General features: G+C 57.1%; 21 protein-coding genes. 12 read left to right on the top strand and 9 right to left on the bottom strand.

The window, feature by feature from the left end:
* The first annotated feature begins 26 nt into the window (after nucleotides 1-26).
* The 4 genes from IQ265_RS07075 (at nucleotide 27) to IQ265_RS07090 (ending at nucleotide 5,177) form a co-directional block, all read left to right on the top strand.
* On the top strand, nucleotides 27-3,149 hold the full coding sequence (locus IQ265_RS07075) for an ATP-binding protein (RefSeq protein ID WP_228037653.1): 3,123 nt from the start codon (nucleotides 27-29) through the stop codon (nucleotides 3,147-3,149).
* A gap of 124 nt (nucleotides 3,150-3,273) precedes the next feature.
* On the top strand, nucleotides 3,274-3,501 hold the full coding sequence (locus IQ265_RS07080; RefSeq protein WP_194051886.1) for a hypothetical protein: 228 nt from the start codon (nucleotides 3,274-3,276) through the stop codon (nucleotides 3,499-3,501).
* 146 nt (nucleotides 3,502-3,647) lie between these two features.
* On the top strand, nucleotides 3,648-4,544 hold the full coding sequence (locus IQ265_RS07085) for an AEC family transporter (RefSeq protein WP_194051888.1): 897 nt from the start codon (nucleotides 3,648-3,650) through the stop codon (nucleotides 4,542-4,544).
* 174 nt (nucleotides 4,545-4,718) lie between these two features.
* A complete protein-coding gene (locus IQ265_RS07090; protein WP_194051890.1) occupies nucleotides 4,719-5,177 on the top strand; it encodes a hypothetical protein in 459 nt (152 codons plus the stop codon).
* Nucleotides 5,178-5,337: 160 nt separating this feature from the next.
* On the opposite strand, the gene IQ265_RS29290 is transcribed toward IQ265_RS07090, so the two are convergent.
* On the bottom strand, nucleotides 5,338-5,472 hold the full coding sequence (locus IQ265_RS29290) for a hypothetical protein (protein ID WP_255523507.1): 135 nt from the start codon (nucleotides 5,470-5,472) through the stop codon (nucleotides 5,338-5,340).
* 166 nt (nucleotides 5,473-5,638) lie between these two features.
* On the opposite strand from IQ265_RS29290, the gene IQ265_RS07095 reads away from it, so the two are divergent.
* The 5 genes from IQ265_RS07095 to IQ265_RS07115 all read left to right on the top strand — a co-directional run bounded on the left by IQ265_RS07095 (nucleotide 5,639) and on the right by IQ265_RS07115 (nucleotide 10,617).
* On the top strand, nucleotides 5,639-7,384 hold the full coding sequence (locus IQ265_RS07095) for a diflavin flavoprotein (RefSeq protein WP_194051892.1): 1,746 nt from the start codon (nucleotides 5,639-5,641) through the stop codon (nucleotides 7,382-7,384).
* Between the two features lie 182 nt (nucleotides 7,385-7,566).
* Nucleotides 7,567-8,091 carry a phosphate-starvation-inducible PsiE family protein gene (locus IQ265_RS07100; protein ID WP_194051894.1) on the top strand — a complete coding sequence of 175 codons (525 nt, stop codon included), beginning with the start codon at nucleotides 7,567-7,569 and terminating at the stop codon, nucleotides 8,089-8,091.
* A gap of 63 nt (nucleotides 8,092-8,154) precedes the next feature.
* Nucleotides 8,155-9,897, top strand: coding sequence for a diflavin flavoprotein (locus IQ265_RS07105; RefSeq protein ID WP_194051896.1), 1,743 nt, complete (start codon nucleotides 8,155-8,157; stop codon nucleotides 9,895-9,897).
* 36 nt (nucleotides 9,898-9,933) lie between these two features.
* Nucleotides 9,934-10,161 carry a hypothetical protein gene (locus IQ265_RS07110; RefSeq protein ID WP_194051898.1) on the top strand — a complete coding sequence of 76 codons (228 nt, stop codon included), beginning with the start codon at nucleotides 9,934-9,936 and terminating at the stop codon, nucleotides 10,159-10,161.
* 183 nt (nucleotides 10,162-10,344) lie between these two features.
* Nucleotides 10,345-10,617, top strand: a complete 273-nt coding sequence (locus IQ265_RS07115; RefSeq protein ID WP_194051900.1) for a CP12 domain-containing protein — start codon at nucleotides 10,345-10,347, stop codon at nucleotides 10,615-10,617.
* A gap of 110 nt (nucleotides 10,618-10,727) precedes the next feature.
* Here IQ265_RS07115 and IQ265_RS07120 read toward each other — a convergent pair whose 3' ends face one another.
* The 8 genes from IQ265_RS07120 to rsmH all read right to left on the bottom strand — a co-directional run bounded on the left by IQ265_RS07120 (nucleotide 10,728) and on the right by rsmH (nucleotide 21,535).
* Nucleotides 10,728-11,498 carry an SDR family oxidoreductase gene (locus IQ265_RS07120; RefSeq protein WP_194051902.1) on the bottom strand — a complete coding sequence of 257 codons (771 nt, stop codon included), beginning with the start codon at nucleotides 11,496-11,498 and terminating at the stop codon, nucleotides 10,728-10,730.
* A gap of 98 nt (nucleotides 11,499-11,596) precedes the next feature.
* Nucleotides 11,597-12,244: a response regulator gene (locus IQ265_RS07125; RefSeq protein ID WP_194051904.1), complete on the bottom strand. Its 648-nt coding sequence runs from the start codon at nucleotides 12,242-12,244 to the stop codon at nucleotides 11,597-11,599.
* Nucleotides 12,245-12,485: 241 nt separating this feature from the next.
* On the bottom strand, nucleotides 12,486-16,856 hold the full coding sequence (locus IQ265_RS07130; protein WP_194051906.1) for a PAS domain S-box protein: 4,371 nt from the start codon (nucleotides 16,854-16,856) through the stop codon (nucleotides 12,486-12,488).
* A 217-nt stretch (nucleotides 16,857-17,073) separates the two neighbouring features.
* On the bottom strand, nucleotides 17,074-18,558 hold the full coding sequence (locus tag IQ265_RS07135; RefSeq protein ID WP_194051908.1) for a diguanylate cyclase: 1,485 nt from the start codon (nucleotides 18,556-18,558) through the stop codon (nucleotides 17,074-17,076).
* 498 nt (nucleotides 18,559-19,056) lie between these two features.
* The gene (locus tag IQ265_RS07140; protein WP_194051910.1) at nucleotides 19,057-19,611 is read right to left on the bottom strand and encodes a DUF4334 domain-containing protein; all 555 of its coding nucleotides are present in this window, start codon (nucleotides 19,609-19,611) and stop codon (nucleotides 19,057-19,059) included.
* Between the two features lie 312 nt (nucleotides 19,612-19,923).
* Nucleotides 19,924-20,133, bottom strand: a complete 210-nt coding sequence (locus tag IQ265_RS07145; protein WP_194051912.1) for a hypothetical protein — start codon at nucleotides 20,131-20,133, stop codon at nucleotides 19,924-19,926.
* Nucleotides 20,134-20,279: 146 nt separating this feature from the next.
* Nucleotides 20,280-20,465 carry a hypothetical protein gene (locus IQ265_RS07150; RefSeq protein ID WP_194051914.1) on the bottom strand — a complete coding sequence of 62 codons (186 nt, stop codon included), beginning with the start codon at nucleotides 20,463-20,465 and terminating at the stop codon, nucleotides 20,280-20,282.
* A 197-nt stretch (nucleotides 20,466-20,662) separates the two neighbouring features.
* The gene (rsmH, locus tag IQ265_RS07155; protein ID WP_194051999.1) at nucleotides 20,663-21,535 is read right to left on the bottom strand and encodes a 16S rRNA (cytosine(1402)-N(4))-methyltransferase RsmH; all 873 of its coding nucleotides are present in this window, start codon (nucleotides 21,533-21,535) and stop codon (nucleotides 20,663-20,665) included.
* Between the two features lie 100 nt (nucleotides 21,536-21,635).
* On the opposite strand from rsmH, the gene IQ265_RS07160 reads away from it, so the two are divergent.
* From IQ265_RS07160 to IQ265_RS07170, 3 genes are all read left to right on the top strand, one after another.
* Nucleotides 21,636-22,820 carry an NAD(P)H-quinone oxidoreductase subunit H gene (locus IQ265_RS07160; RefSeq protein ID WP_194051916.1) on the top strand — a complete coding sequence of 395 codons (1,185 nt, stop codon included), beginning with the start codon at nucleotides 21,636-21,638 and terminating at the stop codon, nucleotides 22,818-22,820.
* A 144-nt stretch (nucleotides 22,821-22,964) separates the two neighbouring features.
* Nucleotides 22,965-23,687, top strand: coding sequence for a glycoside hydrolase family protein (locus tag IQ265_RS07165; protein WP_347404923.1), 723 nt, complete (start codon nucleotides 22,965-22,967; stop codon nucleotides 23,685-23,687).
* An 828-nt stretch (nucleotides 23,688-24,515) separates the two neighbouring features.
* Nucleotides 24,516-25,754, top strand: coding sequence for a glycosyltransferase (locus tag IQ265_RS07170; protein ID WP_194051918.1), 1,239 nt, complete (start codon nucleotides 24,516-24,518; stop codon nucleotides 25,752-25,754).
* The last annotated feature ends 18 nt before the right edge of the window (nucleotides 25,755-25,772 follow it).

Genomic DNA, 25,772 nt, shown 5'->3' on the forward strand with positions numbered 1-25,772 from the left:
ACTACCTGCATTCGCAAAGCCCGGCATTGGAGCTCTCCCCCGCCAAGAAACAGGCCGCCCTACGCCAGGGTGAAGCCCAGCTGAGCAGCGTGTTTGAGACCATCCCCGATGGGATTATCATTCTCGATGTGACGGGGCGAATTGTGGCGGCCAACAAAGCGGCCGAACAACTGCTGCGGCTCGATCAAGACCACCTGGCCGATCGCACTTACAACGACCTGACCTGGGCGATTAGCACCGTTGATGGCCAGCCTTTTCCTGAGGACGAGCTGCCTTTTGTGCGGGTAATGCGTACCGGGCAGCCCGTCTACGGGGTAGAGCACGCCATTACCCTCAGCGATAGCACTCGCGCCATTCTCTCTGTCAACGCCTCGCCACTGTTTGACCCAGCCGGGCAGATTACCCACGTGGTGGCGGCCCTCTGTGAGATCACCGATCGCGTGCAAATTGAGGCCGAGCGCCAGCAGGCTGAGCAGGCGCTGCGGCAGTCGGAGCAGCTCTACCGTTCTGTGATTGAAACGGCGGCGGAGGGCATTGTGCTACAGAAGGCCAATGGCGACATTTACACCTGCAACGCCAATGCCGAGCACCTGTTGGGCCTAACGGCGGATCAAATGACGGGCCGCAGCGCCCTAAACCCAACCTGGCGAGCCATTCAAGAAGACGGAACGCCGTTTCCGCCCGAGCAGTACCCGGCGACGGTTACCCTGCGCACCGGACAGCCCCTGAGCAACGTGATCATGGGGATTTACAAGCCCGATGACACCCTGACCTGGATCTCAATCAATACTCGACCCCTGTTTGAGCACCCTGGGCCTCAGCCGGGTTTGGTAGTGGTTACTTTTTTTGAAATTACCGATCGTAAGCAGGCTGAAGAAGAATACCGGCAGCGGCTCCAGGCGCAGTCGGCCCACGCGGTGGCGGAGGCTAAGCAAGAGCAGGCCAGCTTTTTAGCCGATGTCAGTGCGGCCCTGTCGTCTTCGCTGGAGTATGAACAGACGCTGCAGCGAGCCGCTGAGCTGGCAGTGCCCTACTTTGCCGACTGGTGCAGCATTGACCTGCTGAACCCAGACAACAGCATTAGCCGAATGGCTGTGGCCCACTGCGACCCAATCCAGGTAGAGCGGGCTTGGGAGGTAACTCGTCGGTTCCCTCGCAGCCTGGAGCAAGACTTTGGCATTTCTCGAGTGATCCAGACGGGTCAGCCACAGCTGGTGGCTGAGATTACCGATGAAATGTTGACCATGACGGTCAAAGACCCTGACTACCTGGCGACCCTGCGCCAGTTTAGCCTCAGGTCTTGCATCATTATGCCTCTGCAGGCCCGCGATCGCGTGCTAGGCAGCATTTCGTTTGTGTTTACCGAGTCCGACCGTCGCTACAGCGCCGCAGACTTGCCCTTAGCCCACGACCTGGCGCAGCGGGTGGCCATCGCCATCGACAATGCTGGTCTGTACCAGGCGGCTCAGCAGTCTCGGCAGCTGGCCGAGGCCGCCGCCGATCGCACCGCCCGGCTCCAAACCGTGACGGCTGCCCTCTCAGAGGTGCTGAGCCCGCAGCAGCTGGCCGATGTGATTGTTGAACAGAGCATGGCGGCGCTCGATGCCGATGCCGCGATGGTGGCCCTGGTCACCCCCGACCAGAAGCACTTAGCGATCGTCAAGGCCGAGGGCTATGACCTGGGAGCAGACCTGGTGGCGGCCTGGCAGCAGTTTGCGATCGATGCCCCAGTACCCCTAGCCGAAGCAGTTCGCACAGGGCAGCCGGTGTGGTTGGGCAGCCCCAGCGAACGGGCCGAGCGCTACCCACACCTGGCCGAGTACTACAACCGCTACGACTTTAGCGGCTGGCTGTCGCTGCCTCTGAAGGCCGAGGGCCGCGCGGTGGGGGGCATATCCCTCAGCTTTAGGCTGCTAAGGCCGCTCAGCCAGACCGATCAAGACTTTATTTTGGCGGTCAGCCGCCAGTGCGCCCAGGCGATTTTGCGCGCCCAGCTCTACGAAGCCGAGCGCCAGGCCCGCACCGAAGCAGAACGGGCCAACCGCGTCAAAGACGAGTTTTTGGCGATTCTCTCCCACGAGCTCAGGTCGCCACTCAACCCAATTTTGGGCTGGTCTCAGCTGTTGCAGACCCACACACTCAGCGAAACCAAGACCAAGGAAGCGCTGAGCACCATTGAGCGCAATGCCAAGCTCCAGACTCAGCTGATCGACGACCTGCTGGATATCGCCAAAATCCTGCGCGGCAAGCTGCACCTAGACCATTCCCCCATCGATCTCACCCTGGTAATCGATGCCGCCCTTGAGACGGTCAAGACCGCCGCTCTAGCCAAGGCAATTGTGCTGAACCCGGTTCTGGTCGATGTTGGCAAGGTCTACGGCGATGCGGCCCGGCTGCAGCAGGTTGTTTGGAACCTGTTGTCTAACGCCATCAAGTTCACGCCCCAGGGGGGGCGCGTTGAGGTGCGGCTAGAGCAGATCGAAGACCAGGCCCAAATTACCGTAACCGACACCGGCAAAGGCATTCATCCCGACTTTCTGCCCCATCTCTTTCAGTCGTTCCGCCAGGAGGATGTCTCGATTACTCGCCAGTACGGCGGGCTGGGGCTGGGGCTCGCTATTGTGCGCCACCTGGTTGAGGCCCACGGCGGCACGATCAGCGCCAGCAGCCCCGGTGAGGGACTTGGGGCAACCTTTGCCGTACAGCTGCCGACGGCAAAAACTACATCCCCAACCAAGCCCGCCGAGCGGCCCGTACCCTCCCGGCTCGACCTCGGCGGGGTGCGCGTGCTTGTCGTAGATGACGACCCCGATGCCCGCGAACTAGTGGCCTTCATGCTGTCGCAGTATGGGGCAGAGGTGATGTCGACAGCCTCGGCGGCGGAAGCCTTAGCCACCCTAGAAACCGCTCAACCCAGCGTGCTCGTCAGCGACATTGGCATGCCCGATATGGATGGCTATACGTTAATCAAGCAGATTCGCGCCCTACCGCCCGAACGAGGTGGGCAGGTTCCTGCGATCGCCCTGACGGCCTACACCCGTGAGGCCGACCAGCAGCAGGCGTTGGCGAGCGGCTATCAGCGGCATCTGAGCAAGCCTTTTGAAGTAGAACTGCTCGTCAAAACCGTATTGACCCTTGCCGTTGCATAACCCTCTGTAGAATGTTTCAAGGAACGTCTTAGCCATACTGGCAATGGCTACAAACCCACTGATGGGGGTATCTTAAGCCTGCGAACATGCGATCGCAGTTGTCGATTAAAAACAGGTAGAAACCATGCGCGGACTCTCTTTGGTCGGGCTACTGGTGGGGCTGGGGGTGGTCGGGGCGCTGGTCTTTAACCAACTCAAGCCGTCGCCAGAGGCCGAGCAGGCGCTCCCTACGGAGGCGATCGAAAAAGCTAACGATGCCGCTGCCATTATGGAGCAACAGCAGAGCGAAGCCGCTGAAGCGATCGAGCAGCAAGCCGAGCAGCTTCAGCAAGACATGCAAAGGCTGCCCTAGGAGCCGTCATCAATTAGCTACTAAACGCCCAAAACTAAGGTTTACAGCCCCTAGCCTGTTTTTGGGGTCGGGCGTGGCAGGGCTTAGATGTATCAGACTTTTAGCCACAATTGGTGACACGCCCCAGGGCGGTTTGAGAAATCATTATGCTGGTTCAACTTTTGCCGATGGTCCTGGTCTGCTGCCTTGGCTATGGGCTGAAGCGGGCGGGGGTGCTGGGGCCGGGCGACGCCAAAACCATAGGTCTATTGCTGACCCACTTGGTGCTGCCTGCGGTTATTCTCAAGGCCCTGGCGACGGCGACCCTGTCCCCTGAGCTGATCTACTTGCCCCTGTCGGCCCTGCTGGTGGTGCTGGGCCTGACGCTCATGGGCCTGGCTAGCCTGCGCTGGCTGGGCTGGGAGCGGGCCAAGGCTGGGGCGCTGATCACCACGTTTCCTAGCTTGGAGGGTGGTGCGGTGGGCTACCCGCTGATGCTGCTGGCCTTTGGAGAGGTGGGACTGAGCCGCCTTGTGCTGTTTGACCTGGCCCATGCCGTCTATTTGCTGACGGTGGTGTACTGCCTCTCAGCTTGGTTTGGCCAGGCGGGGGTAACGGCGCGGGCGGTGGCGACCAAGCTAGCGCAGACGCCGTTCTTTTGGGCCATTCTGCTGGGGCTGATCATGAACGCCCTGGGTATTAATCACGGGGTTGTGCTGAGCCTGCTGGATATTGTGGCCAACAGCTTTTTGCTGCTGGTGCTGCTGGTTGTGGGTATGGAGTTTGAGGTGCAGATGGCAGGCGGCTGGGTGTACCTGCTGGTGGCGATCGCAAAGATTGGCGGCGGCCTGGGGTTTGGCTGGGTAGCCGTTACGGTCTTTGGGCTAGAGGGGGTCGAACGGGCGGCGGTGCTGGTGGGGGCAACGTTACCACCCAGCCTGCTGACGCTGTTTTTTACCCAAGAAAATGGCCTCGATACACGCTTTGCAATCAGCTTTATTTCGGTGGCGATACCGCTCTACCTGGTGGTGATGGTGCCACTGTTGGCGCAGCTGACGCCCTAAGGCTGGCTTTTTGGCGGCGCGTTCTCAGGGTGCCATCAAGCGGCACTCAGGTTTCTCAGGCAACGCTTAAGCTTGACTCAGATGGGGGTCAGCTCCCGCTCAGGTGCCCCCAGCACTATAGAACTCAAGTTGATTCATTCAACACACCCCTTCGTTCTCAAAGGAGCTGAACTCATGAAACGCACCGTCCTCTTCATTCTGACCGCTGCGATCGCTACAGCCACCGTCTCTCCCGCCTTTGCCGCCAACTTCCGCGAGCTGCGCGAGGAAAACCTCAACAAAGTTGACTTCGACCAGCTGCGTGACGACAACCTCGACAAAGACGCCGTCAACTTCGACCGGCTACGCGAGGAAAACCTCAACAAAGTCGACTTCGACCAGCTGCGTGACGACAACCTCGACAAAGACGCCGTCAACTTCGACCGGCTACGCGAGGAAAACCTCAACAAAGTCGACTTCGACCAGCTACGCGACGAAAACCTCGACAAAGACGCCGTCAACTTCGACCGGCTGCGCGAGGAAAACCTCAGCAAAGTTGACTTCGACCAGCTGCGTGACGACAACCTCGACAAAGACGCCGTCAACTTCGACCAGCTGCGCGAGGAAAACCTCAACAAAGCTAACGAAGCCTAGTTCTCCGAGGGCAATGCTCTCTAGCCGAATACCGCTTCTGTTCTGAACCAAGCTCTGACCTCGTTCAGAGCCTAGACTCTAGGCCAAAACATAGGCCCAAAATAGAGAAATGTTCTTTACGGAACGGCTGCCGCCTAGGGTGTAGTCTTCCTTGGCAAAGCTAAAGTTGAGTCACCCCGCCCCCCGGTATGCGCATACCAGGGGGCGGGTTTTTAATGGAGGGTTGCGGTCGAGCCGCCACAGGCAAGAATTGGGGCGATCGCAGTATTTGCTGCCACACGCCACAGAGCAGCATTATTACCCCTGACCCAAATCAATGCATTTGCAGGACAAATGCAATATTCATAAAGTTATACAAATTAATTATAACTCTGTTTTAGGATTGACATTTTACAAAACCTGCCGGGTGACTAATCATTGAGACATGTCTAGCCAAGTCTCAATGAGGATAGAGATTCCCTATGGTTGTCCTTACGGATTTGCGTCAAGAGCCGCCATGCACTGGGCGGCTGACCCTACAAACGGCAGCGATCGCGCCCGATTCAACAGTGATTCGCTGCCTCGACTGGGACCGCGATCGCTTTGACATTGAGTTTGAGCTGCAAAACGGTACGACCTACAACTCGTTTTTGATTCGCGGCGAAAAAACAGCGCTTATCGACACCAGCCACAGCAAATTTAGAACTTTGTATCTAGAAGAGCTGCGATCGCTGGTAGACCTGGCGCAGATTGATTACCTAATCGTTAACCACACCGAACCCGACCACAGCGGCCTGATTAGCGATTTGCTAGACCTGGCTCCCCAAATAACCGTTGTGGGGTCTAAAGTCGCTATTCAGTTTTTGCAGAATCAGATCCATCGTCCCTTCGCGACCCGGACGGTAAAAAGCGGCGATCGCCTCGATTTAGGCGGCGGTCACGATTTGGAGTTTGTCTCGGCTCCCAACCTGCACTGGCCCGACACCATGCTTACCTACGACAGCGGTACTCAGGTGCTCTACACCTGCGATGTCTTTGGCCTGCACTACTGCGACGATACCCTCTACGACGAAACGCCGTCGTTACTAGAGGCCGATTTTCGACTCTACTACGACTGTCTGATGGGGCCAAACGCCCGCTCGGTGCTGGCGGCCCTCAAGCGCATTGAGCCACTGACGGTAGACCAGATTGCGACCGGCCACGGCCCTCTGCTGCGGCATCACCTGACTCAGTGGCGAGAGCACTACCGAAGCTGGAGCCAGGCCCAGGCCCAGGCCGAACCCTTCGTCGCCTTGTTTTACGTGGGGGAGTATGGCCACAGCGATCGCATTGTTCACAGCCTGGGGCAGGGCTTGCTCAAAACCGGCACCGCCGTAGAGCTGGTCGATTTGCTCAATACTGATGTGCACGCCGTGCGCGAACTGACCATGACCGCTGCCGGGCTAGTGCTGGGAATGCCGCCCCAAACCGCCCCCGATCTAGAGCCCATTTTGAGCACCATACTCGCAGCGGCTCACCCGAAGCAGTCGATTGGCCTGTTTGAAACCGGCGGCGGTCAAGATGAACCCATCTTTCCCCTGCGCAACCGCTTTCAAGACCTGGGCCTCAAAACTGCCTTTGAGCCCATTTTGATTAAGTCTGCCCCCACCGAGGCCACCGACAAGCTCTGCGAAGAAGCGGGCACCGATCTGGGCCAGTGGGTCAACCGCGATGGCCCTCTAAGCCATCGCAGCCAAAAGCCCAACTCAGCGCTCAACGTCGGTCTCGACCAGGCGCTGGGTCGCCTTAGCACCGGACTCTATATTGTTACCGCCAAAAAGGGAGCCGTCAGCAGCGCTATGCTGGCGTCCTGGGTGATTCAGGCCAGTGCGCAGCCCCCCGGTATTGCCGTAGCCGTCTCTAAAGATCGCGCCATTGAGTCGCTGCTGCACGGGGGCGATACCTTCGTGCTCAACGTGCTAGAAGAAGGCCACTACCAGCACCTCATGAAGCATTTTCTAAAGCGGTTTCCACCCGGCGGCGATCGCTTTGAGGGCATTGCTACCTACGCCGCCGAAAACGGCTCTCCTATTTTGGCCGAAGCGTTGGCCTATTTAGAATGCACCGCCACCCACCGCCTGGAAGCAGGCGATCACTGGGTCATTTACGCCACTGCCAGGGTCGGGCGGGTGGCGAAGCCCGATGGGCTGACGGCGGTGCACCACCGGAAGGCGAGTAACCACTACTGATTTTGGATTTTGGACTGGCGAAATCTCTAGATGGTGCATTAGCCAAAGGTAACGACCCTCGCGGAGAGATCTGCGGCCTAATGCACTTTACGGCCTGTCTCTCCCCTCATCCCCTTTCGCCCTCATCTCCCCCCTCCTTGACTCCTCACTCCTCACCTCCTCGCTCACCAACGGTAATTCCTATGCAAAACCTCCCCGCTTCCTCCCGCTGGGTCACCTGGCTCAATGGCAACTACGTTGTTCGCGTGCTTGAGTTGGTTCAAGACCTGATCGTGATTTCGCTCTGCATTGGGCTGTTTAGCTTCATGGTGATGCAGCTGCGGGGGATGTTTCTATCGCTGCTGCCGCCGCTCAATTTTCCCGAAGTAACCTCCGACATTCTGTTTTTGCTGATTTTGGTGGAGCTGTTTCGGCTGCTAATTATCTACCTACAAGAGCATCGGGTTTCGATTGGGGTGGCGGTCGAGGTGTCGATCGTGTCGGTGCTGCGGGAAATCATTGTGCGCGGCGTGCTCGATACTCCCTGGACTCAGGTGCTCGCCAGCTGCTCGTTCTTGGTGGTGCTGGGGGGGCTGCTAGTGGTGCGGGCCTGGATTCCGCCCACCTTCGATGGCATTGACCCAGAACAGGAGGTGTCACGCCGCCACCGCCTTCGTTTTGCCCACGACATTGCCGAAATGGGCGCGGTCAAGCCGCCGATTGAGTGAGCGTCTCCCTGGCCAATTCCTTCCCATTCATTGGTACAACAACCCCTAACCCAGGCTTTTCCTATGATCTTAACTACCCCCTCTGCCTCTCTGCCGACCACGTTTCGGCCCCGCGATGTGCAGGTTGCGACCCTTGGGCCTCAGTCGCAGGTGCTGCGATCGCGCACCTGGGATCGCCTCAAGTTCGAGGTTGAATACAGCCGCCAGCGGGGCACCACGGCCAATGCCTACTTGATTCAGGCCGACAGGGTTGCGCTGATTGACCCCCCAGGCGAATCGTTTACCGACCTCTTTTTGACGGAACTACAGCGCCACGTACATCTGGCGCAGCTTGACTACATCATTACCAGCCACGTCAACGCCAATCGCCTGGCGACCCTGACCCGGCTGCTGGAGCTGGCCCCTCAGGCTCAGATTGTCTGTTCGAGGGCAGCGGCCAACACCCTCAAACTGGCCCTGGGCGATCGCCGCGATCGCCTACGTCCGGTGCGGTCGGGGGACACCTTAGATCTGGGCCAGGGCCATATCCTCGATTTTGTGGGGGTGCCCACGCCCCGGTGGCCCGACGGGCTGTGCACCTACGACTCGGCCAGCCAAATTCTTTACAGCGATAAGCTGTTTGGCGCGCACTACTGCGGCGATGCGCTTTGGGATGAGCAGTGGCGACAGCTAGAGGACGATCGCCGCTACTATTTCGACTGCCTGCATAGCTCCCAGGCCAGGCAGGTAGAAACAGCGCTCGATCGCCTAGACCCGCTAGCGCTTAAAACCCTGGCCCCTGGCCACGGCCCCCTGGTGCGCTACAGCCTTAGCCGGTTGACCCACGACTATCGCCAGTGGTGTCAGCAGCAGCAGCAATCGCTGCGGGTGGCGCTGATCTATGCCTCGGCCTACGGCAGCACCGCCCGGCTTGCCGACGCGATCGCGCAAGCCCTCGCCGCCAACCACATTGCCGTTGAGACCATCAACTGCGAATTGACCAGCCCCCAGGCCCTAATCGATACCCTGCGGACCTGCGACGGCATTATTATCGGTTCTCCTACCCTGGGCGGCCATGCCCCCGTGCAAATTCAAACCGCCCTGGGGTTAATTTTGGCGAATGTGCCCAAGACTAAGCTGGTTGGGGTGTTTGGCTCCTACGGCTGGAGCGGCGAAGCGATCGATGTGCTGGAGCAAAAGCTAAAGGATGCCAACTATCCCTTCGGCTTTGCCCCCCTGCGGGTGCGCTTTAGCCCCAACAATGCGGTGCTAGAGGCCTGTGTTGCCGCCGCCACTGAGTTTGCCCAGCAGTTGCGCAAACGGCAAAAGCAGCAGGTGGCTCGACCGGCGATCGCAGCGGTTCAGAGCGATCGCACCGGGCAGGCCCTGGGGCGTATTGTCGGCTCGCTCTGCGTCTTGACTCGCCAGCAAAACGGCGTTCACTCGGGCATTTTGACCGCCTGGGTAAGCCAGGCCAGCTTTAGCCCCCCTGGCCTGATCATCGCCCTGCCCAACGAGGCTGGCGACCTGGCCCAAATCTCGCCGGGCAGCAGCTTTGGGCTCAACATTCTCAAAGAGGGGCGATCGGTGCGTCGCCATTTCTCCACCCGCCAGGGCACGACTACCGCCTTCGACCACCTCCCCTTTACGCTCGCGGCCAACCAATGCGCCATCTTGTCCGACGCTCTGGCCTACGTCGAGTGCATCGTCGTCGAAACGCTGCCGACTGGTGACCATACCCTGATCTACGCCACCGTTGCTCGCGGCGACCTGCTGACTCCCAGCGGCATCCCCGCGATCAGTCACCGCCAGTCTGGCCTGTATTAACGTAGCTATCCCTTCTGCCCCACGCTCTTAATTCCCATGTACAAACTTCACCACACAAACCAAGAAGGCTGGTCCGTTCACGTCTATAACTGCGATCGCCGTCTGCTCTGTACCCTTGAGCCCTCCCACGGCTGGGCTTTTGCGGCCGGTGCCGCACTGGGTCTAGCCGTAGCGATCGTGGCCTACAATCTGCCGTCGTCGGGTATACCTCCGGCCTACAGCCAGCCATCATCTGACCTGACCGCCCCTCTGCAGATCGATTAGGGCTGTTTCTAGCCCTGACTGAGGTGCTGGCCGCCCCGGCACGGCTGACTCACCAGGTTAAGCAAACCTGATTAGGCATAGAAAAAGCTTATATGCAAAACCTATTGCTATTCGCTTAGCTTATCAATAAACTGAGGTTAAGTCAGTTACAGCCCAAGCACAGCCTAAGGAGATATACCACCCATGAGCCAAACCACAGTTGCTTTCGATCCCACGTATCCCACCGCCAAAACCAGTCGGCCTTCCCTGACGAACCAACTGCAGGCCGCCTTCGAGCACGCCCGTCGGCTAACGGCCATGCACGAAGCCGGAAGTGTCGACGTTGCGATCGCCTGGGAAACCGTTGAAGAACTGCGCAATGTCCAAAGATGCCGACAAACCGCCGCACCCTCATCCTTTGCTCTCTACTGTGCGGCTAACCCTGACGCTCCTGAATGCCGATCCTATGACGTCTAGGCTTTAGCTTGCCTAACGCGCTCCTTTCCTCGACTCTCACTAACACAGCATCAGGCGGGATCTACGGTCCCGCTTTTTTGTGGCCTTATCCAATATCCTGTGCTGGCGGCTTACTCTTCGTAAATCATTTTTCGGGCCATGCCGCCGTCGATGACAATGGTTTGCCCAGTAATAAAGCCTGCAGCCTGGGACAGCAAAAACAGAGTCATTTCGGCCACATCCTCCGGTTGACCAACTCGCCCAACCGGGTGCTGAGCCCGATCGATTGGGCGGAGGTTAGCGTCTTGCGGGGGGTGCTGCCAGGCGGTCACATCAATCCAGCCGGGGCTAATGCAGTTGGCCCGCACCTCTGGCCCCAGGCTAATCGCCAGCGCATGGGTCAGGGCCACAATGCCTCCCTTAGAGACGGCGTAGGCCTCAGAGTGGGGCTCCGACTGAAAGGCACGGCTAGAGGCAATGTTGACGATCGCGCCCTGGGTCTGCCGCAGGTGAGGGACGGTGTGCTTAGCCAGAAGAAAGCAGCCGGTCAGGTTGGTGCCAATCCACTGGTTCCAGTCGGCCAGGGCCAAAGTTTCAACGGGGCCGCTGTGGGGGTTGGCAATGCCAGCGTTGTTGACCAAACCATTGAGAGCGCCAAATCGGTTGATGACGACCTGAACAAAATGCTCTACATCGCCCTCGCTAGACACATCACAGGGAACAAAGCAAAAAGAGTCTTGAAACTGGGCCAGGGCAGCCTGGGCCGCAGCCCCCGACGCTTCGTTGTTGTCGGCGATGGCAACCTGCCACCCTTGCTGCAGCAGGTGTTTGGTGATGCCTAAACCAATGCCCTGTGCGCCACCAGTCACGATCGCGACCGGCTTTTGGTTTGACGAGGTCATAGCCTTAGCCCCAGATGAAATCAGCCTGTGATCACTTTAAAGGCTCAGCCAAACGATTGCAGACCAAACGCTAGCCGGGCGACGCGCCAGCAAACCGCCTACTCGCCCAGGGCGGCAAAAATACGCAGGATGGCCTGCCCCTGCCGCCGCAGGTTTTGCAGGTGAAGGGCACGCTCTGGGGTAAGGTCGGGGGTTTGAGCGAGGCGATCGGCGTAGGCCAGTATGGCGTAGGCGGCACGGGTAGCCGTACTCAAGGAGGGGTCAGAACCACTGGCCTGAGCTGTGGCTTGTTCGGCGGTTTGCTGGGCCACACTCGCTAGCCTTTCCTGCTGGGCCATCACCTGCCGCCGCAGTTGGCGAATCGTGAGATGGTGCTGCACGCGAGCCCGCACTTCCACAGCCAGAAAAGGCTTGCTAATGTAATCAGCCCCTCCCGCGTCAAACGCTCGAATTCTGTCGCTGGCCTCGTCGAGGGCGCTGAGAAAAATAACGGGAATATGCCGAGTTGTGGCGTCGGCCTTGAGCTGCCGACACACCTCAAACCCATCCATGAGCGGCATGCGAATGTCGAGCAGAATGACATCGGGCGGCGCAGCTTTTGCCCCAATTAAGGCCATCGCTCCGTTTCTTACCGCTCTAATTCGATAACCCTGACCAGAAAGGGTATCGACCAAAATGCGAATATTATCTGCCAGGTCATCGACGAGCAAAATGTCGCCCTGACAGACGGGAGCATCAAAATCCATGCATTCAGGGTCGGAATAACTTTAAATCAGCTGGTTAACCAGAAGATTTAACCCAGTCTTACCAATGTATACAGTAACCATAAGAAAAATATATGGCACACCTAGCGTGTCATCCATTCGCGGCCGATAGCCCCAAAATTTAGCGGTTACGGCCCCTGGGCCGGCTCTCTGGGTTGGGTGTGAAATGGCCGTCTCGGCTATCTACAGCCAGGCTTTCTGCCTGACTGGCAAAACTCAGTCCTCAGCAATCGGTGGCCTGCTGAAGCAGATCGTGGATGAGGTCGAAGGCGAAGTCGTCGCGGTGCACCGCGAGCAGATCGGCCAGGGGGCGGTGGTTGGGGGTGAGTTGGGCAATCAGCTGGGTGAGCAGTTCGCTGTCGAGGCTGAGGGTGGCTTCGTAGAGCTGAGCGAAGAGGTCTGGGGCCAGGGCGCGCAGGGCAGCGATCGCGTCGGCGTCGGTCATGGGGTCGGCGGGCGCTGCCATCGGCTCCAGGCTGTAGGCATACTGTACCCCCAGGTGCTCGGCCAGCTTGGCCAACACATAGTTGAGCTGAAAGGGTTTGCGCACAAAGTCATCGCAGCCGCAGGCGATCGCCAGGGCGCGGTCTTCCTCAAAGGCGTTGGCGGTGAGGGCAACAATTTTGGTGGAGGGTGGGTCAGCGGCCTGTTCCTGCCTGCGAATGTAATGGGCGACCTCGTAGCCGCTCATGACGGGCATGCGCATATCGAGCCAGATCAGCTGGGGTCGCCAGCGCTCCCAGAGGGCGATCGCCTCCCGCCCGTCCCTGGCTTCGCAGACGTCAAACCCGGTAGTCTGCAACAGCTGGGTCAAAAGCTGCCGGTGAATGTCGTCGTCATCGCTGACCAAAATGCGGTAGCGGGGTTGGTCAGCCGCCAGCTCGGTAATCTGGGCGGGCAGCGACACCGACTCGGCAACATCCACGGCATCGACCACCTGCACAGGGATGGTGAAGGCAAAGGTAGACCCCAGGCCGAGCTGGCTCTCAACGGTGAGAGTACCGCCCAGCAGCTGCACAAACTGACGGCTAATCGACAGCCCCAGCCCCGTTCCCTCATACACGCCAGCCCCCTGGTTGACCTGCACAAAGGGCTCCAGCAGGCGATCGAGGTTTTCGGCAGCAATGCCAATGCCGGTGTCGCTGACGGCAAAGGCAATCGGTAGGGTACCACCGACAGCGGGGCGATCACAGGCAGCCCAAACCGGAGTCACCTTCAGGCAAACCTGCCCACGGGACGTAAATTTGATGGCGTTGCTAATCAAGTTAATCAGCACCTGGCGCAGCTTAGGTTCATCGCTGCACAGGTAGCAGGGCAAAGCCGGATGGCGATCGATCCTAAACTCCAGCCCTTTGCCCCTGGCACGCAGGTGAAACATGTCTCCCAGCGTGCCCAGCAGAGTGTCTAGATCAAAACACAGAGGGTTGAGGCTGACCTGCCCAGACTCAATTTTGGCCATTTCAAGAATGTCGTTGATTAAATCGAGCAGGTGCTCACCGCTGCGGTTGATAATCTCCAGCGATTGGCGGGTGCTGCTGCCGAGGGCAAAGTCGCGGGCCATCAGCTGAGAAAATCCCAAAATCGCGTTGAGGGGTGTGCGCAGCTCGTGGCTCATATTGGCCAGAAACGTACTTTTAGCCTGACTCGCCAGCTGAGCGGTTTCCATGGCCTGCTGTAGGGCCATGGTGCGGTCTTGCACCCGCTGCTCTAGCTCCTGGTTCATGGTTTTGAGATGGTCTTCGGCCTGCTTGCGATCGCTGATGTCTTCGTAGCAGCCCAGCACCCCGATCACAACGCCGTCTGCAGCGGTAAGCGGCACCTTGCTGGTCCGAATCCAAATTTGCTCGCCGGTTATGCTGGTGGTGAGTTCCTCAAAACCCAACTCGGGTATTTGACTAGCCATAATTCTGGTATCGGCAGCCCGATACTCCTCAGCATGGGCGGCCCAGGGCAATTCAGAATCGGTTTTACCAATTACCTGGTCGGGGGTGAGCAGGTAATCGTTGGCAAAAGCCGGGTTGCAGCCCAAAAAACGGAAGTCGCGATCCTTCCAAAACACCCGCTGGGGAATAGTATCCAGCACCAGCTGCATCATGTTGCGCGATTCTTGCAGCGCCTGCTCGACCTGTTTGCGTTCGGCATCCAGCCGCGCCCGCTCGCGAATATCTCGACAAATCATGGCGATGCAGAGGGGACCGTGGGTACCGGGGTCGCGCACCAAAAACAGCGTCTGCTCGGTCATAATCTCCTCCCCCGTTTGGCTGTGGAGAAAGGTCGATTCGCCGCACCAGTAGCCCTGATTCATCACAACGGGTAAGGTCTCTTGCTCAAACTGAGATACCGCCGCTGGGCTGAGAAAAGCGGTCCAGGGTTGGGCAACACCTGCCTCAAGGGATAGGCTCAACAGCTGTTGCCCGGCCTGATTTAGGTAGAGCAACTCACCGCTGAGGCTGGTCATACCAATCAGGTCGGTGCTGTTTTCGACGATAGCCGCCAGCTTTTGAATGTCCTGAGTGCGCTGCTGCACCCGCTGTTCGAGTTCGCCGTTGAGCTGCTGCAGGGCCAGTTCGGCCTGTTTTAGGTCGGTGATGTCGGTGGTGGTGCCAAAGAATACGGTGGGCTGGCCCTGGTGGTCGCGGCGCAGCTGCCCCCGTCCCAGCATCCAGCGCAGGGAGCCGTCCTTGTGCCAAATTCGATACTCGACCACAAAGTCTGGAGTTTTACCACTGAGATAGGCTTGAATAGTGGCATCTACGCGATCGCGGTCTTCGGGGTAAACAAGCTGATTCCACTGGTCAATGTCATTGCTAATTTCGGCGTCGCTATAGCCAGCCAGGGCTTTTTTGCTGGGGTCGATATAGCCGCTGTTGGTCTTCAAATTGATTTCCCAAACGCCAGCTTTGGCGGCCTGGGTAGCCTGACGGTAGCGGTCTTCGGCCTGGGCCAGCGCCAGTTCGGCTCCCTTGCGCTCGGTGATGTCGGTAAGTCGTACCAGAAATAGGGCCATATCGGCAACGGTAATCGGGTTGGCGGCCAAGTTACCCCAAAACCGCTGGCCCTTCAGGCTGGTGTACTCCACCTCAGTCCCCCAAAACCCTCGCTCAGCCAAAGTTTGGTGAATCTCAACCAGTTCTACCTCGGTAAAGGGTTGACACTGCAGCGTATTGCCGACCAGGCCAATGAGCCCCGCCTTAGTCTCGGCCTCAAACAGCGCCACCGCTCGGTCGTTGCAGTCGATAATCAACTCAGTTTGAGGATCGACAACAAACAGAGCATCGGCAGATTCGTTAAAAATGGCCTCCCTCAGCTCGCGGTTGCGGCGCAGGTCTAGCTCAGCCTGTTTGCGATCGGTAATGTCGCGCACAAAGCCATTCCACTCCAGGTCGCCATTCTCCCGCCGCCAGGGGTGTAGGGCCTCTGCCTGCAACCACTTCAGCTCGCCGCTGGGGGTAAGAATGCGGTGCTCAACCTGAAAACCCCGCTCGGGATAGTGAATTGAGTCCTCCATACGGGCGATCAGCAGAGGCACATCCTCGGGGTAAACCAGCTCCCATACGCTGCCGGAGTTGGCCACGGCGGCAGCGGCGGTAATGCCGTAAAGGGCTTGACACCCCTGGCTCATATACGTGAACGCATCGGTGCCATCGGCACGGCGCAGGTAGCGGTACACCACCCCAGGCAACGTCTCGGCCAGCTGTCGAAAGTAAATTTCGCTCTCCTGCTGGGCCAACTCGGCCATTTTGCGCTCGCTGACATTGCGCACCATGGCCAGTACCCAGTTGTTCTGGTAAGGAACAATGCGCACCTCCTCATACTGAATGCGATCGCCAAAGCACAGCTGCTGCTCAAACCGCTCCGGAGTGCCGGTGGCTAGGGTGCGCTGAATGGCCGCTAGCCACTGCTGAGCCAGTTCTGCTGGAAAAATATCGCTCAGGTAGGAGCCAATAATTCGCGACGCCTCAACAAAAATTAGCTCGCCGTCGAACTGGTTGTACGAAAAATCGACGTACTGCCCCTGCTCCGTCAGCACCGCCATCACGTCGGGCACCGCCAAAAGAATAGCCCGCCGCTGGGCCTCGCTAGCCCGCAGCGCCCTGGCCGTCTCGGGATGGTCAACCAGTTCAGGGGTAGCTAGCTGTCGGTTGAGGTCGCTCAGGTTGGCAATGTGCTGCTGGGCTGCCGCCAACTCAGCCCGCAGCTGCACCAGTTCCTGCTCGTAGCGGTAGCGCCGCAGCGCCTCGGTAATCGCCAGCCGCAGGTCAATCGGATGCCACGGCCTGGTCATATAGCGGTAGAGCTGTCCCTGGGGCAGCAGCGCCGCGATCGCCCCCATGTCCTCCACGTCCACCACTACCACCAGCGCCCGTGGAAACTGGTTGTAGAGAAGCTGGATCCAATCGGGGGAGATCAAAGCCTGAGCGGCAATCACCAGGGGTAGATCGAGATCAGCGCCGCCGATTGCTTGAATCTGAGCGATCGCCTCCAGGGCAGTAGCAGCCAGAGCGATGCGGTAGTCTAGTTCTGCCTCTACTAGCTGAGCCTGGACAAACTGTAGCGTCAGCGGGTTGTCGTCAACACAGAGAAGAGTAGCCATGGGCAGGGGTGCCGAGAACTGAAACGGTTGTATTACAAGACCGACAAAACAGACTTAGCAGTACAGAGCCGATCGCACCCCTCAAAAATGGCTCTCTGCCATTATGCCCATGCCCTAGAGATAAATACTTATACTTACCCACCCTAGCCCTGGGCCTATCCTAAAATCATAACTTTGGAACAGAATACGCCCCATAGGGTGCTGCCCCCCAGATAGGCTAGTCTTCTTCATCGTAAACAGTCATATCAAATGCCTCTGCCCCGGCCCCACCGCCTGGGGCCTCGCCGAAGCCCCCTTCTGAGACCGCTAGGCAAACCCGATTGCCACCCTGCCTCTTGGCGGAGTAGAGCGCCATATCAGCCTCTGTCAGCAAAGTTTCTACCGTTCTCGTCAGATTAGGAACCTGGCTAGCGACCCCCAGACTGAGGCTGACTCGCTCACAATCCACTCTCGGTACCTCTAGCCGCAGACAAGTAATGGCGCTCAGCACTTGCTCAGCGACCTGGGCGGCTCCCTGCATGTCGGTGTGGGGCAGCAAAATGGCAAATTCCTCGCCGCCGTAGCGGGCGACCATATCGGCGGGGCGCTTGACCACCGAGGCAATCGCCTCGGCAACCCGCCGCAGGCATTCGTCTCCGGTGGTATGGCCGCACAGGTCGTTGAACCGCTTAAATCGGTCAATATCGCCCATAATTAGCGAAATTGGCTCCTGCATACGGGCCAATCGCAGCCATTCCGCCTGCAAATACTGGTCAAAGGCGCGGCGGTTAGCGATCTGGGTCAGCCCATCCTGGGTGGTTAAAATCTGCAGCTCAGCAATGGCGGTTTGCATCTGGGTCACCACCTGCTTGTACTGGGTAATGTCTTTGAGCCGGGCCACCAGGCCATCGCCCAAACGACTGGCCATCAGCTCAAACCACAGCGGAATCTCGCCATTGGGTTCGCAGAGCAGCTCGTACTGCAGCGACTCATGCCGCTCCACCACCTGAATGAACAGGTTGAGCAGATCGTCACCAGGACAGTCTATCAAAGCCTCGGCCAGAGGGGCTCCGACCAGCTCAGCGGGCGATCGCCCCACCTGACTGGCCCAGGCCGCATTGCCCAGCAGCCACTGAAAATCCTCAATTTCTCCCTGCTGGTTTCGAACGGCCTTAAAAGCAGCAATGCCATCGGCCAGCGAGTTTAAGACCTGACTCAGCAGGCTGTAGGACTGCCCCATCTGAGCCAGCGATCGCTGCTGCTCCGCATTTTCCTGGTGCAGGCGACGGTTTTCATCCTGAAGCTGGCTCTGGAACTGTTGGGTCTGAAAGTGATACTCCACCCGCGCCAGCACCTCCTCAATTTGAAAGGGTTTGGCAATGTAGTCAACGGCCCCCAGCCCAAAGGCTCTCACCTTATCCTCAACGTCATCTAGAATACTGAGAAAAATTACCGGAATCTCGCGCGTTCTGGCGTTAGCCTTCAGCCATTGACACAGTTCGTACCCGTTCATCTGGGGCATGCGAATATCCAGCAGAACCATGTCGGGCAGCGCCCTTTCTACCCGCGACAGCGCCAGGGCAGCACTTTTGGCGCAGCACACCAGGTAGCCCTCCGAAGACAGCGCTTGCAGCAGAAGCCGTAGATTGTTGGGAGTATCATCCACTACTAAAATTTCTTTTGGCCTTTCCCCCTGGCCCACCAGCGCAGAATCGTACGACATACCGCAGGAACTCACTCAGTCTTTAGTAAGCGATTGTAGTGTTTATTATTCCTGCCCAGTAAGGGTATTTCTCGTGGAGTTTAGGTTGCCGCCCCTCTGCTACCGCGATCGAGGAGGGAGAAAAAATAGTGACATATACACAGTTGTGCCAACACAATCACGCCGGATTGCTATCACAATCGGCGCAAGAAATCTTCAGCAATACCACCACCAGTAGCAGCTCGAAGGGTAACGTTGGCCCTCCGGCAGAACGGTCTTGTTTGGCCCCAGGTGGCTAGGGCAAGCAACCCTCGCTAGCCACATCCAGCGATCGCCATTGTGATTAGAACACACCAAAGTTTCTGAAGCGATGGCCATACACCAGCTCACCACCCAAGTTTTCGACCGTAACAATTACCGACATCTCAAACCTAATGCCAACCAATTAGCAACATCAACTCGGCCTTTTTGATCAGTATTTGTAGATCCGTACAGAAAATGCTTGCGGGCCTTTTACGATTACTCTACAGGCTGTGGCTGCTCACGGCGCAATACAAAAAAGAACGGTTGTTCTGTTCCCTTGAGATCCATCAGACCAAGCATTGTATTGTCATTTATCTTGCGAAAGATATCGCTAATCGGCAGGGTGTCGTAGATCATAGTTGCAGACACTTTGCCCCGATAGTGGGTCAAGCGCAGCCGCGCACAGGACTGGGTAGTAGACACTAAACCAATACCCAGTTGAAAAACACGCCCCGCAGCCTTTGACTTTGGAATTGGCAACCGATCGAGCCACTGAACAATTGGCAGTGCCCAGAGGGGATTAACGCTCGCGGTGCCGCCTCCCATTGTTTCAAAAACGAGCGGGTGGACATGCTCGGCATGCTCAAACCGCTTGCCGTGCCAGTAGTAAGCCTCAAGCGCGCCGTCCAGGGGATGCCCAGTGAAAAAGCTCTCCCCCCGCCATGAGCCAATCAGCTCGCTAACCTCAACCGTGTCGAGCCGGTCGAAAATCTCTAGGGCTTCAGCCGTGCTGCTTTTGCCAGTACCAATAACGTCTAAAAATGTCGTCACGCGAGTTATACCCAATCGTACAAAAGGCTGAATGGCTTGGGGATTGGCAGCCCAGGCATCAGCAACGTCTCCGTCGCGCCTTACCCCACCACTACCCAACAATGTAGAGCATTGCGTGGAGTGGCCAAACCTTCTAAAAGTTATAGATAGCTGGAGAATTTGTGGCGGAACAGCCCCCCAGAGAACTGAAGCAAGCAAACCCCCAACCTTAAACCCTCCCACATTGTGAAGGATCTTAGGCTGAGGGCTTGTCGATTAAAGAGACCAAAGCGGACGATGCCGCACTGCCGCAACGCTTCGTCTACGGCTGGCTTAGTACTGATATTGAGCGTCCGATCGCGTGTAGTCCCGCAGGGGAATAGCGCGGTTTAGAGCCAGGTTTTTGGCAAATCTAAACAGACTGTCGTAATTACGCTGGCTGCACACTAGACGTCCATCGCCCGAGTAACGACTGCCGTCATCGCGGAGTTCAACAACTAAATCAGACACGTAGACAGAGAAGATTCGAGTTGCAGCGTTCATCGGTTTCGCGACCTTGGCTAAGAACTATTTGACTGTAGTAACGATTCCTCACACGCAGGGTCAAACCCAGGACGGAGCCCAGATGCTACTGGTAAATACTCTATCGAGGGCAGACTAAAGGCCATCGCTTGAGGCCTATCAAACTATCAAAGGGTCTTAATATTGGCGGGGTCTACGTAGTAGCAGGCGGCGCTGTCTAAACAGATTCGAGCCCAGCCAGCATCGCTGACATCCACCAGTTCATAGGTTGTTTCTTGGACAAAAAAGCCGCGGTGATCTCGGGTGCCAGGCAGCACAGAAAAGCGGTAGCTACCGTTGTCTTGAGTATTCATGGTGGTTTGTAATAAGGAATTCGATGGGACAGGAAATTTTCCCTGCTCCTCAATCTTATATGAAGGAACTGTGAGGTAAAACTATTTCTTGCGAATTAATTTTAATCTTTACCTTAGGTTTCGCAATTGTTATTTCAAATACGTTTACGGCCATTCCTTCATCAATAAACATAACAATTGCGGCTTTGAGCGATTGGCTACAGCGCGACAATACGCTCAGCTACACGCAGCTTGGCTGAGCGCGAGCGCGGGTTCTGGCTGAGTTCGGCCTCGGTCGCAATTACCGGCTTTTTGGTAATGACTTTGAGGTCGGGAGAGTCTTTGAGCGTGTGCTTAACCAGGCGATCTTCTAGGCTGTGAAAACTGATGATTACCAGTCGTCCGCCAGGGGCCAGCCAGGTTGGGGCGACCTTAAGCAGGGTTTCTAGCACCTCCAGCTCTCGATTGACCGCAATGCGCAGGGCCTGAAAGGTGCGGGTCGCCGGGTGAATGCGGCCATAGCGGTAGCTGCGGGGCACAGAGTAAGAAATGGCCTCGGCCAGATCAGTCGTGGTCTGCCAGGGGCGCTGGTCTACAATTTTGCGGGCAATGCGGCGCGACAGCCGCTCTTCGCCGTAGGTGTAGATCAGATTGGCCAGCTCGGTTTCATCCCAGTGGTTGACGATGTCGGCGGCGGTGAGGTCTTGGCGCAGATCCATACGCATGTCGAGGGGCGCGCTTTGGCGAAAGCTAAAGCCGCGATCGCCCACATCGAGCTGCACCGAACTCACCCCCAGGTCGGCCAGAATGCCGCTAAAGGGCGCACCCGAGGGCTTGAACTCGGCAAAGTTGCCGTGCCAGTAGGACACGCGACCGGCAAACTCGGCCAAATTGGCCTGGGTAGCTGCGATCGCCGCTGCGTCTTGGTCTACCGCGACCAGGCTCACCGTAGGGTCAGCCTCTAAAATCAGTCGGCTGTGGCCTCCCCCGCCGGCGGTAGCATCTAAGTACCGGCCACCGGGCTGAATGCTAAGCCCCTCCGTCACTGCATCAGGCAGCACCGGCACATGATGAAACTCTGGCTCGGCCATCAGCAATCCCAATCCTTGCTCTGTATCGCAAACTGAGGCGATACCCATTAAGATACTCAAAGATATAGCAGAACAGTACTTTGGCCATTGGGTAGCCCCTATGTCAATCATTGAAACTAAGACCGAACCCATGGTGCTCAACATGGGGCCTCACCACCCCTCGATGCACGGGGTGCTGAGACTCATCGTCACCCTCGACGGCGAAGACGTTGTCGACTGCGAGCCGGTGATTGGCTATCTGCACCGGGGTATGGAAAAAATTGCCGAAAGCCGCACCAACCTCATGTTTGTGCCCTACGTCAGCCGTTGGGACTACGCGGCGGGCATGTTCAACGAGGCCATCACGGTCAACGCCCCCGAAAAGCTGGCCAACATTGAGGTACCCAAGCGGGCCAGCTACATTCGCGTCATCATGCTGGAGCTGAACCGCATTGCCAACCACCTGCTGTGGCTTGGCCCCTTCCTGGCCGATGTCGGTGCCCAAACTCCCTTCTTCTACATTTTCCGTGAGCGGGAAATGATCTATGACCTGTGGGAAGCCGCGACCGGCTATCGCATGGTCAACAACAACTACTTCCGCATTGGCGGCGTCGCCGCTGACCTGCCCTACGGCTGGCTCGACAAGTGCCTCGACTTCTGTGACTACTTCTTGCCCAAAGTCGATGAGTACGAAAAGCTGATTACCAACAACCCCATCTTTCGCCGCCGCATCGAAGGGATAGGTACGGTCTCCCGCGATGAGGCGATCGCCTGGGGGCTGTCTGGGCCCATGCTGCGTGGCTCAGGCGTCAAGTGGGACCTGCGCAAGGTCGACCACTATGAGTGCTACGACGACTTTGACTGGGAGGTGCAGTACGAAACCGCTGGTGACTGTATGGCCCGCTACCAGGTGCGCATTCGTGAAATGCGCGAGTCCGTAAAAATTATTCGGCAGGCCTGTAAAAATTTACCCGGCGGCCCCTTCGAAAACCTGGAGGCCAAGCGCATGGCCGAAGGCCCAAAGTCGGAGTGGAACAGCTTTGACTACCAGTTCATTGGCAAAAAGATCGCCCCCACCTTTAAGATTCCCGCTGGAGAGCACTACGTGCGGCTAGAAAGCGGCAAAGGCGAGCTAGGCGTCTTCATCATGGGCAACGACACCATCTTTCCCTGGCGCTTTAAGGTGCGCGCCGCCGACTTCAACAACCTGCAAATTTTGCCCCACCTGCTAAAGGGGGTCAAAGTGGCTGACATCATGGCTATTTTAGGCAGCATCGACATCATCATGGGCTCTGTGGACCGCTAAATGGGGTCGCACCCCAGCGCAGGTTCTTGAGCTGATGAATTACTATAGCGATGGCTGCTCTGCCTAGGGAAATAGGTGAAGCGGCTGTCGCTTGCCTAGGCTAGCCGCCGCTGCTGAGCCCTGTTCCTGATCATTTCCTCGCCTGTGACCTCACTGCCCTCAAGTCCGTCTCGTCATCTTGCTCGACAGCGCCGTATCCAGCAGGCAAAACGGCGGCGAGCCGTGACCATTGCTATTTTGCTGCTGTTAGGGGTGGGGGTACTGAGCGTGCGATCGCTGCCCCGCACCTCGCTGCGGCAAATTCAAAAAACAGTGTGGGTCAGCCACCCCGAACCGCTAGCCATGACGGGGGGCGACCCCTACATCAGGGCGCTCATGCGAACCATCTCGGCAGCCGAGTCAAATATCAGCAAGCCCTACAACGTGCTCTACGGGGGGCAGTTAGTTCCCCAGCTCAACCGTCATCCCAATATTTGCGTGGAGATCGTAGCTGGGCCTAACCAGGGGCACTGCACCACCGCCGCCGGACGCTACCAGTTTTTGACTAGCACTTGGCAAGAAAAAGCCCGTCAGTACCACCCCAAATCGTCTAGCTGGTTCGGTACCTGGGGCGACTACAGCTTTGACGCCGAATCCCAAGACTTAGTCGTCTATCACTGGCTCAAAGACTCCTCAGCCTGGAGTTTCGACATTCCCACCGCCCTCCGTGACGGTCGACTAGACGAAGTTTTACGCCGCCTCTCTGGCACCTGGACCAGCCTAGGCTACGGTATCGAGTCCAACAGCATGACGACCCGACTGCCCCGCATCTACGACAACTTGCTCAAAGAGGAGCTAGAGCTGTCATCCTCGGGGCAGCTGCCTTAGCCCTGCTGGGTAGCTATGAGCACGGGTATTCCGTTCTTGCGTGTCCGGCGTCAATCGCCAGAATCCGCAGGGCAAACCTATCGCCTGCACAGGTAAGCTGCCCGTCCCACCCGCCTCTCCCGATTCGGATTGTTGTGCTGCGGTCTTACACCAATCGCCCATGCTGCTGGCGTGGCACCCCCAGCAGGACCAACAGCCATAGCCGCTTCCTGAAGCGAAGCCGGTGGAACAGCTATGTTCAAGGCAACTCCTGGTGGCCTACCCTCGGTTAGTTAAAGGCAAACAGTCGTTTGCCCCTGCGGGATGTTTTGATCTAGAGTCTTTGAACTCGAACGTGGTGTTAGGCTACCGATCAACACAGCAGCAGGGCTCTCGCCGCACGTCAGCAGAGCACCAAGACGCCATCAGCGGTGACTTGCCTAAAGTGAGGTGGGGCGGCACTACAACGCTTTCAACCCTGTTCCTTCATACCAAGGGAACGTTTTTGCTGGAAAGCCCAACAATGCTATAGAACGTGCCGAATGAGTTTCGGTGTAGGGGGCGTGGCGATGAGCCATTCTACGAGAGTAATTAAGATGCCCTACTTACTTAAAAGTCAACGGCCCAATTCTATTCCCCTAACCGCTAGGTCTGTTCCCTGCGCATAGAATGGAAGTAGTAGAATCGGGAGCAATGGAGATATGTGTATAACATCCAGACTGTTATTTTCAATCAACAGGTAGTCTTTGATACTTTTTATCGTTAATAGGGCATTGTCTGGGCATTGTCTTAGGCAGTTAATTTCTTTAGACTATAAGCTATAGCTGTTATCCACTAAATTTAATCACTATGTCTAATCAAGCTGGGATCCGTCTGGTGATCCTTCAGTATGCCGGTGATATGAGAGAGACTTATCAACTGCTCTCTCAATCTGGAAAGCAACAGTACTTTGGCCATAAATATATTTTGGAAAGCACCATTGCGATCCGCCAGCAAGTCGACGAGGTCATCTTCGTTTGTTGCAGAACAAGCTCTAAATACGACGAAGTTTTAGAGCCTGGGCTGCGTGCCGTGGGCGGCAATCTTGACCCTTATAAAGATACTAAGTCCCTGTTCAAGCTGCTCGATCAGCAAAAGCCTACCCATTTAATCGTTCATTTTCCGCTGTTCTCTGCATTTAAGTGGGCTAAGCGCAACCGGGTCAAGGCGATGGGTTTGTTCGCCGACTCATTTCAGGGGGGTGGACTTATTACTAAACTCCGCCACGCGCGGCTATCACGTCTGCTGAATGATAAAGCGGTTGATTTAATTGCCAATCACGGCTTGAGTTCGTGCCATTCTCTAGAGGATATTGGCGTCAAGTCGGACAAAATCATTCCCTGGGATTATCCTTACGAAACTACGCCTAATGATTTTGTTCCCAAAAGCTTGGGAAATACAGGTATTAATGAGCGAAATATTGTTTATGTGGGTGCTATTCATGAGGTTAAAGGGGTCAGCGACATCCTAAACGCTCTGGTCATACTGAGAGACGCTGGTGTAACTCCAAACCTAACTTTAATTGGGAAAGGGGAACTGGATCTTTTTCGGGCCGAAGTTAACCGCTTGGGGTTAGATAAGCAGGTGGTTCTAACGGGGGGATTGCCCAACGATCAGGTTTTAGAGAAGATGCGCTGGGCTGATGTGGTGGTGGTTCCTAGCCGCCATGTCTACCCAGAGGGCTTGCCCCTGACTATATACGAAGCTCTAACCGTCAGAACGCCTCTGATCTTGTCGGATCACCCGATGTTTTTGCAGAAATTTGAGCTGGGAAAAGACGTGCTGATGTTTCCAGAGAAAGACGCCGTCGCCCTAGCTCGCTGCATTAAAACCCTGCTGACTGATGCGGAGATCTACGGCACATTGTCCCTAAACTCTGCGGACGCTTGGACTAGGCTACAGCTGCCGGTCAAGTGGCACAACCTGATTGGGCAGTGGATAACCGATACGCCAGAAAGCCGTCAGTTTTTGTTTCGCCATAGCTTAGGGCAGTGCTCTTATCAGCAGCAACAGCTCAAGGCTAGTCCAGTCCTGTCAACGCTTAGCTGAGGGTCGTAACTGAGGGTA

Source organism: Nodosilinea sp. LEGE 06152 (assembly GCF_015207525.1).
Lineage (GTDB): Bacteria > Cyanobacteriota > Cyanobacteriia > Phormidesmidales > Phormidesmidaceae > Nodosilinea.

Bases quoted from the DNA above. Each gene is read 5' to 3' on its own strand.
- IQ265_RS07080 (WP_194051886.1), top strand. From the start codon at position 3,274: ATGCGCGGACTCTCTTTGGTCGGGCTACTGGTGGGGCTGGGGGTGGTC.
- IQ265_RS07085 (WP_194051888.1), top strand. From the start codon at position 3,648: ATGCTGGTTCAACTTTTGCCGATGGTCCTGGTCTGCTGCCTTGGCTAT.
- IQ265_RS07090 (WP_194051890.1), top strand. From the start codon at position 4,719: ATGAAACGCACCGTCCTCTTCATTCTGACCGCTGCGATCGCTACAGCC.
- IQ265_RS29290 (WP_255523507.1), bottom strand. From the start codon at position 5,472: ATGCTGCTCTGTGGCGTGTGGCAGCAAATACTGCGATCGCCCCAATTC.
- IQ265_RS07095 (WP_194051892.1), top strand. From the start codon at position 5,639: ATGGTTGTCCTTACGGATTTGCGTCAAGAGCCGCCATGCACTGGGCGG.
- IQ265_RS07100 (WP_194051894.1), top strand. From the start codon at position 7,567: ATGCAAAACCTCCCCGCTTCCTCCCGCTGGGTCACCTGGCTCAATGGC.
- IQ265_RS07105 (WP_194051896.1), top strand. From the start codon at position 8,155: ATGATCTTAACTACCCCCTCTGCCTCTCTGCCGACCACGTTTCGGCCC.
- IQ265_RS07110 (WP_194051898.1), top strand. From the start codon at position 9,934: ATGTACAAACTTCACCACACAAACCAAGAAGGCTGGTCCGTTCACGTC.
- IQ265_RS07115 (WP_194051900.1), top strand. From the start codon at position 10,345: ATGAGCCAAACCACAGTTGCTTTCGATCCCACGTATCCCACCGCCAAA.
- IQ265_RS07120 (WP_194051902.1), bottom strand. From the start codon at position 11,498: ATGACCTCGTCAAACCAAAAGCCGGTCGCGATCGTGACTGGTGGCGCA.
- IQ265_RS07125 (WP_194051904.1), bottom strand. From the start codon at position 12,244: ATGGATTTTGATGCTCCCGTCTGTCAGGGCGACATTTTGCTCGTCGAT.
- IQ265_RS07130 (WP_194051906.1), bottom strand. From the start codon at position 16,856: ATGGCTACTCTTCTCTGTGTTGACGACAACCCGCTGACGCTACAGTTT.
- IQ265_RS07135 (WP_194051908.1), bottom strand. From the start codon at position 18,558: ATGTCGTACGATTCTGCGCTGGTGGGCCAGGGGGAAAGGCCAAAAGAA.
- IQ265_RS07145 (WP_194051912.1), bottom strand. From the start codon at position 20,133: ATGAACGCTGCAACTCGAATCTTCTCTGTCTACGTGTCTGATTTAGTT.
- IQ265_RS07150 (WP_194051914.1), bottom strand. From the start codon at position 20,465: ATGAATACTCAAGACAACGGTAGCTACCGCTTTTCTGTGCTGCCTGGC.
- rsmH (WP_194051999.1), bottom strand. From the start codon at position 21,535: ATGGCCGAGCCAGAGTTTCATCATGTGCCGGTGCTGCCTGATGCAGTG.
- IQ265_RS07160 (WP_194051916.1), top strand. From the start codon at position 21,636: ATGTCAATCATTGAAACTAAGACCGAACCCATGGTGCTCAACATGGGG.
- IQ265_RS07170 (WP_194051918.1), top strand. From the start codon at position 24,516: ATGTCTAATCAAGCTGGGATCCGTCTGGTGATCCTTCAGTATGCCGGT.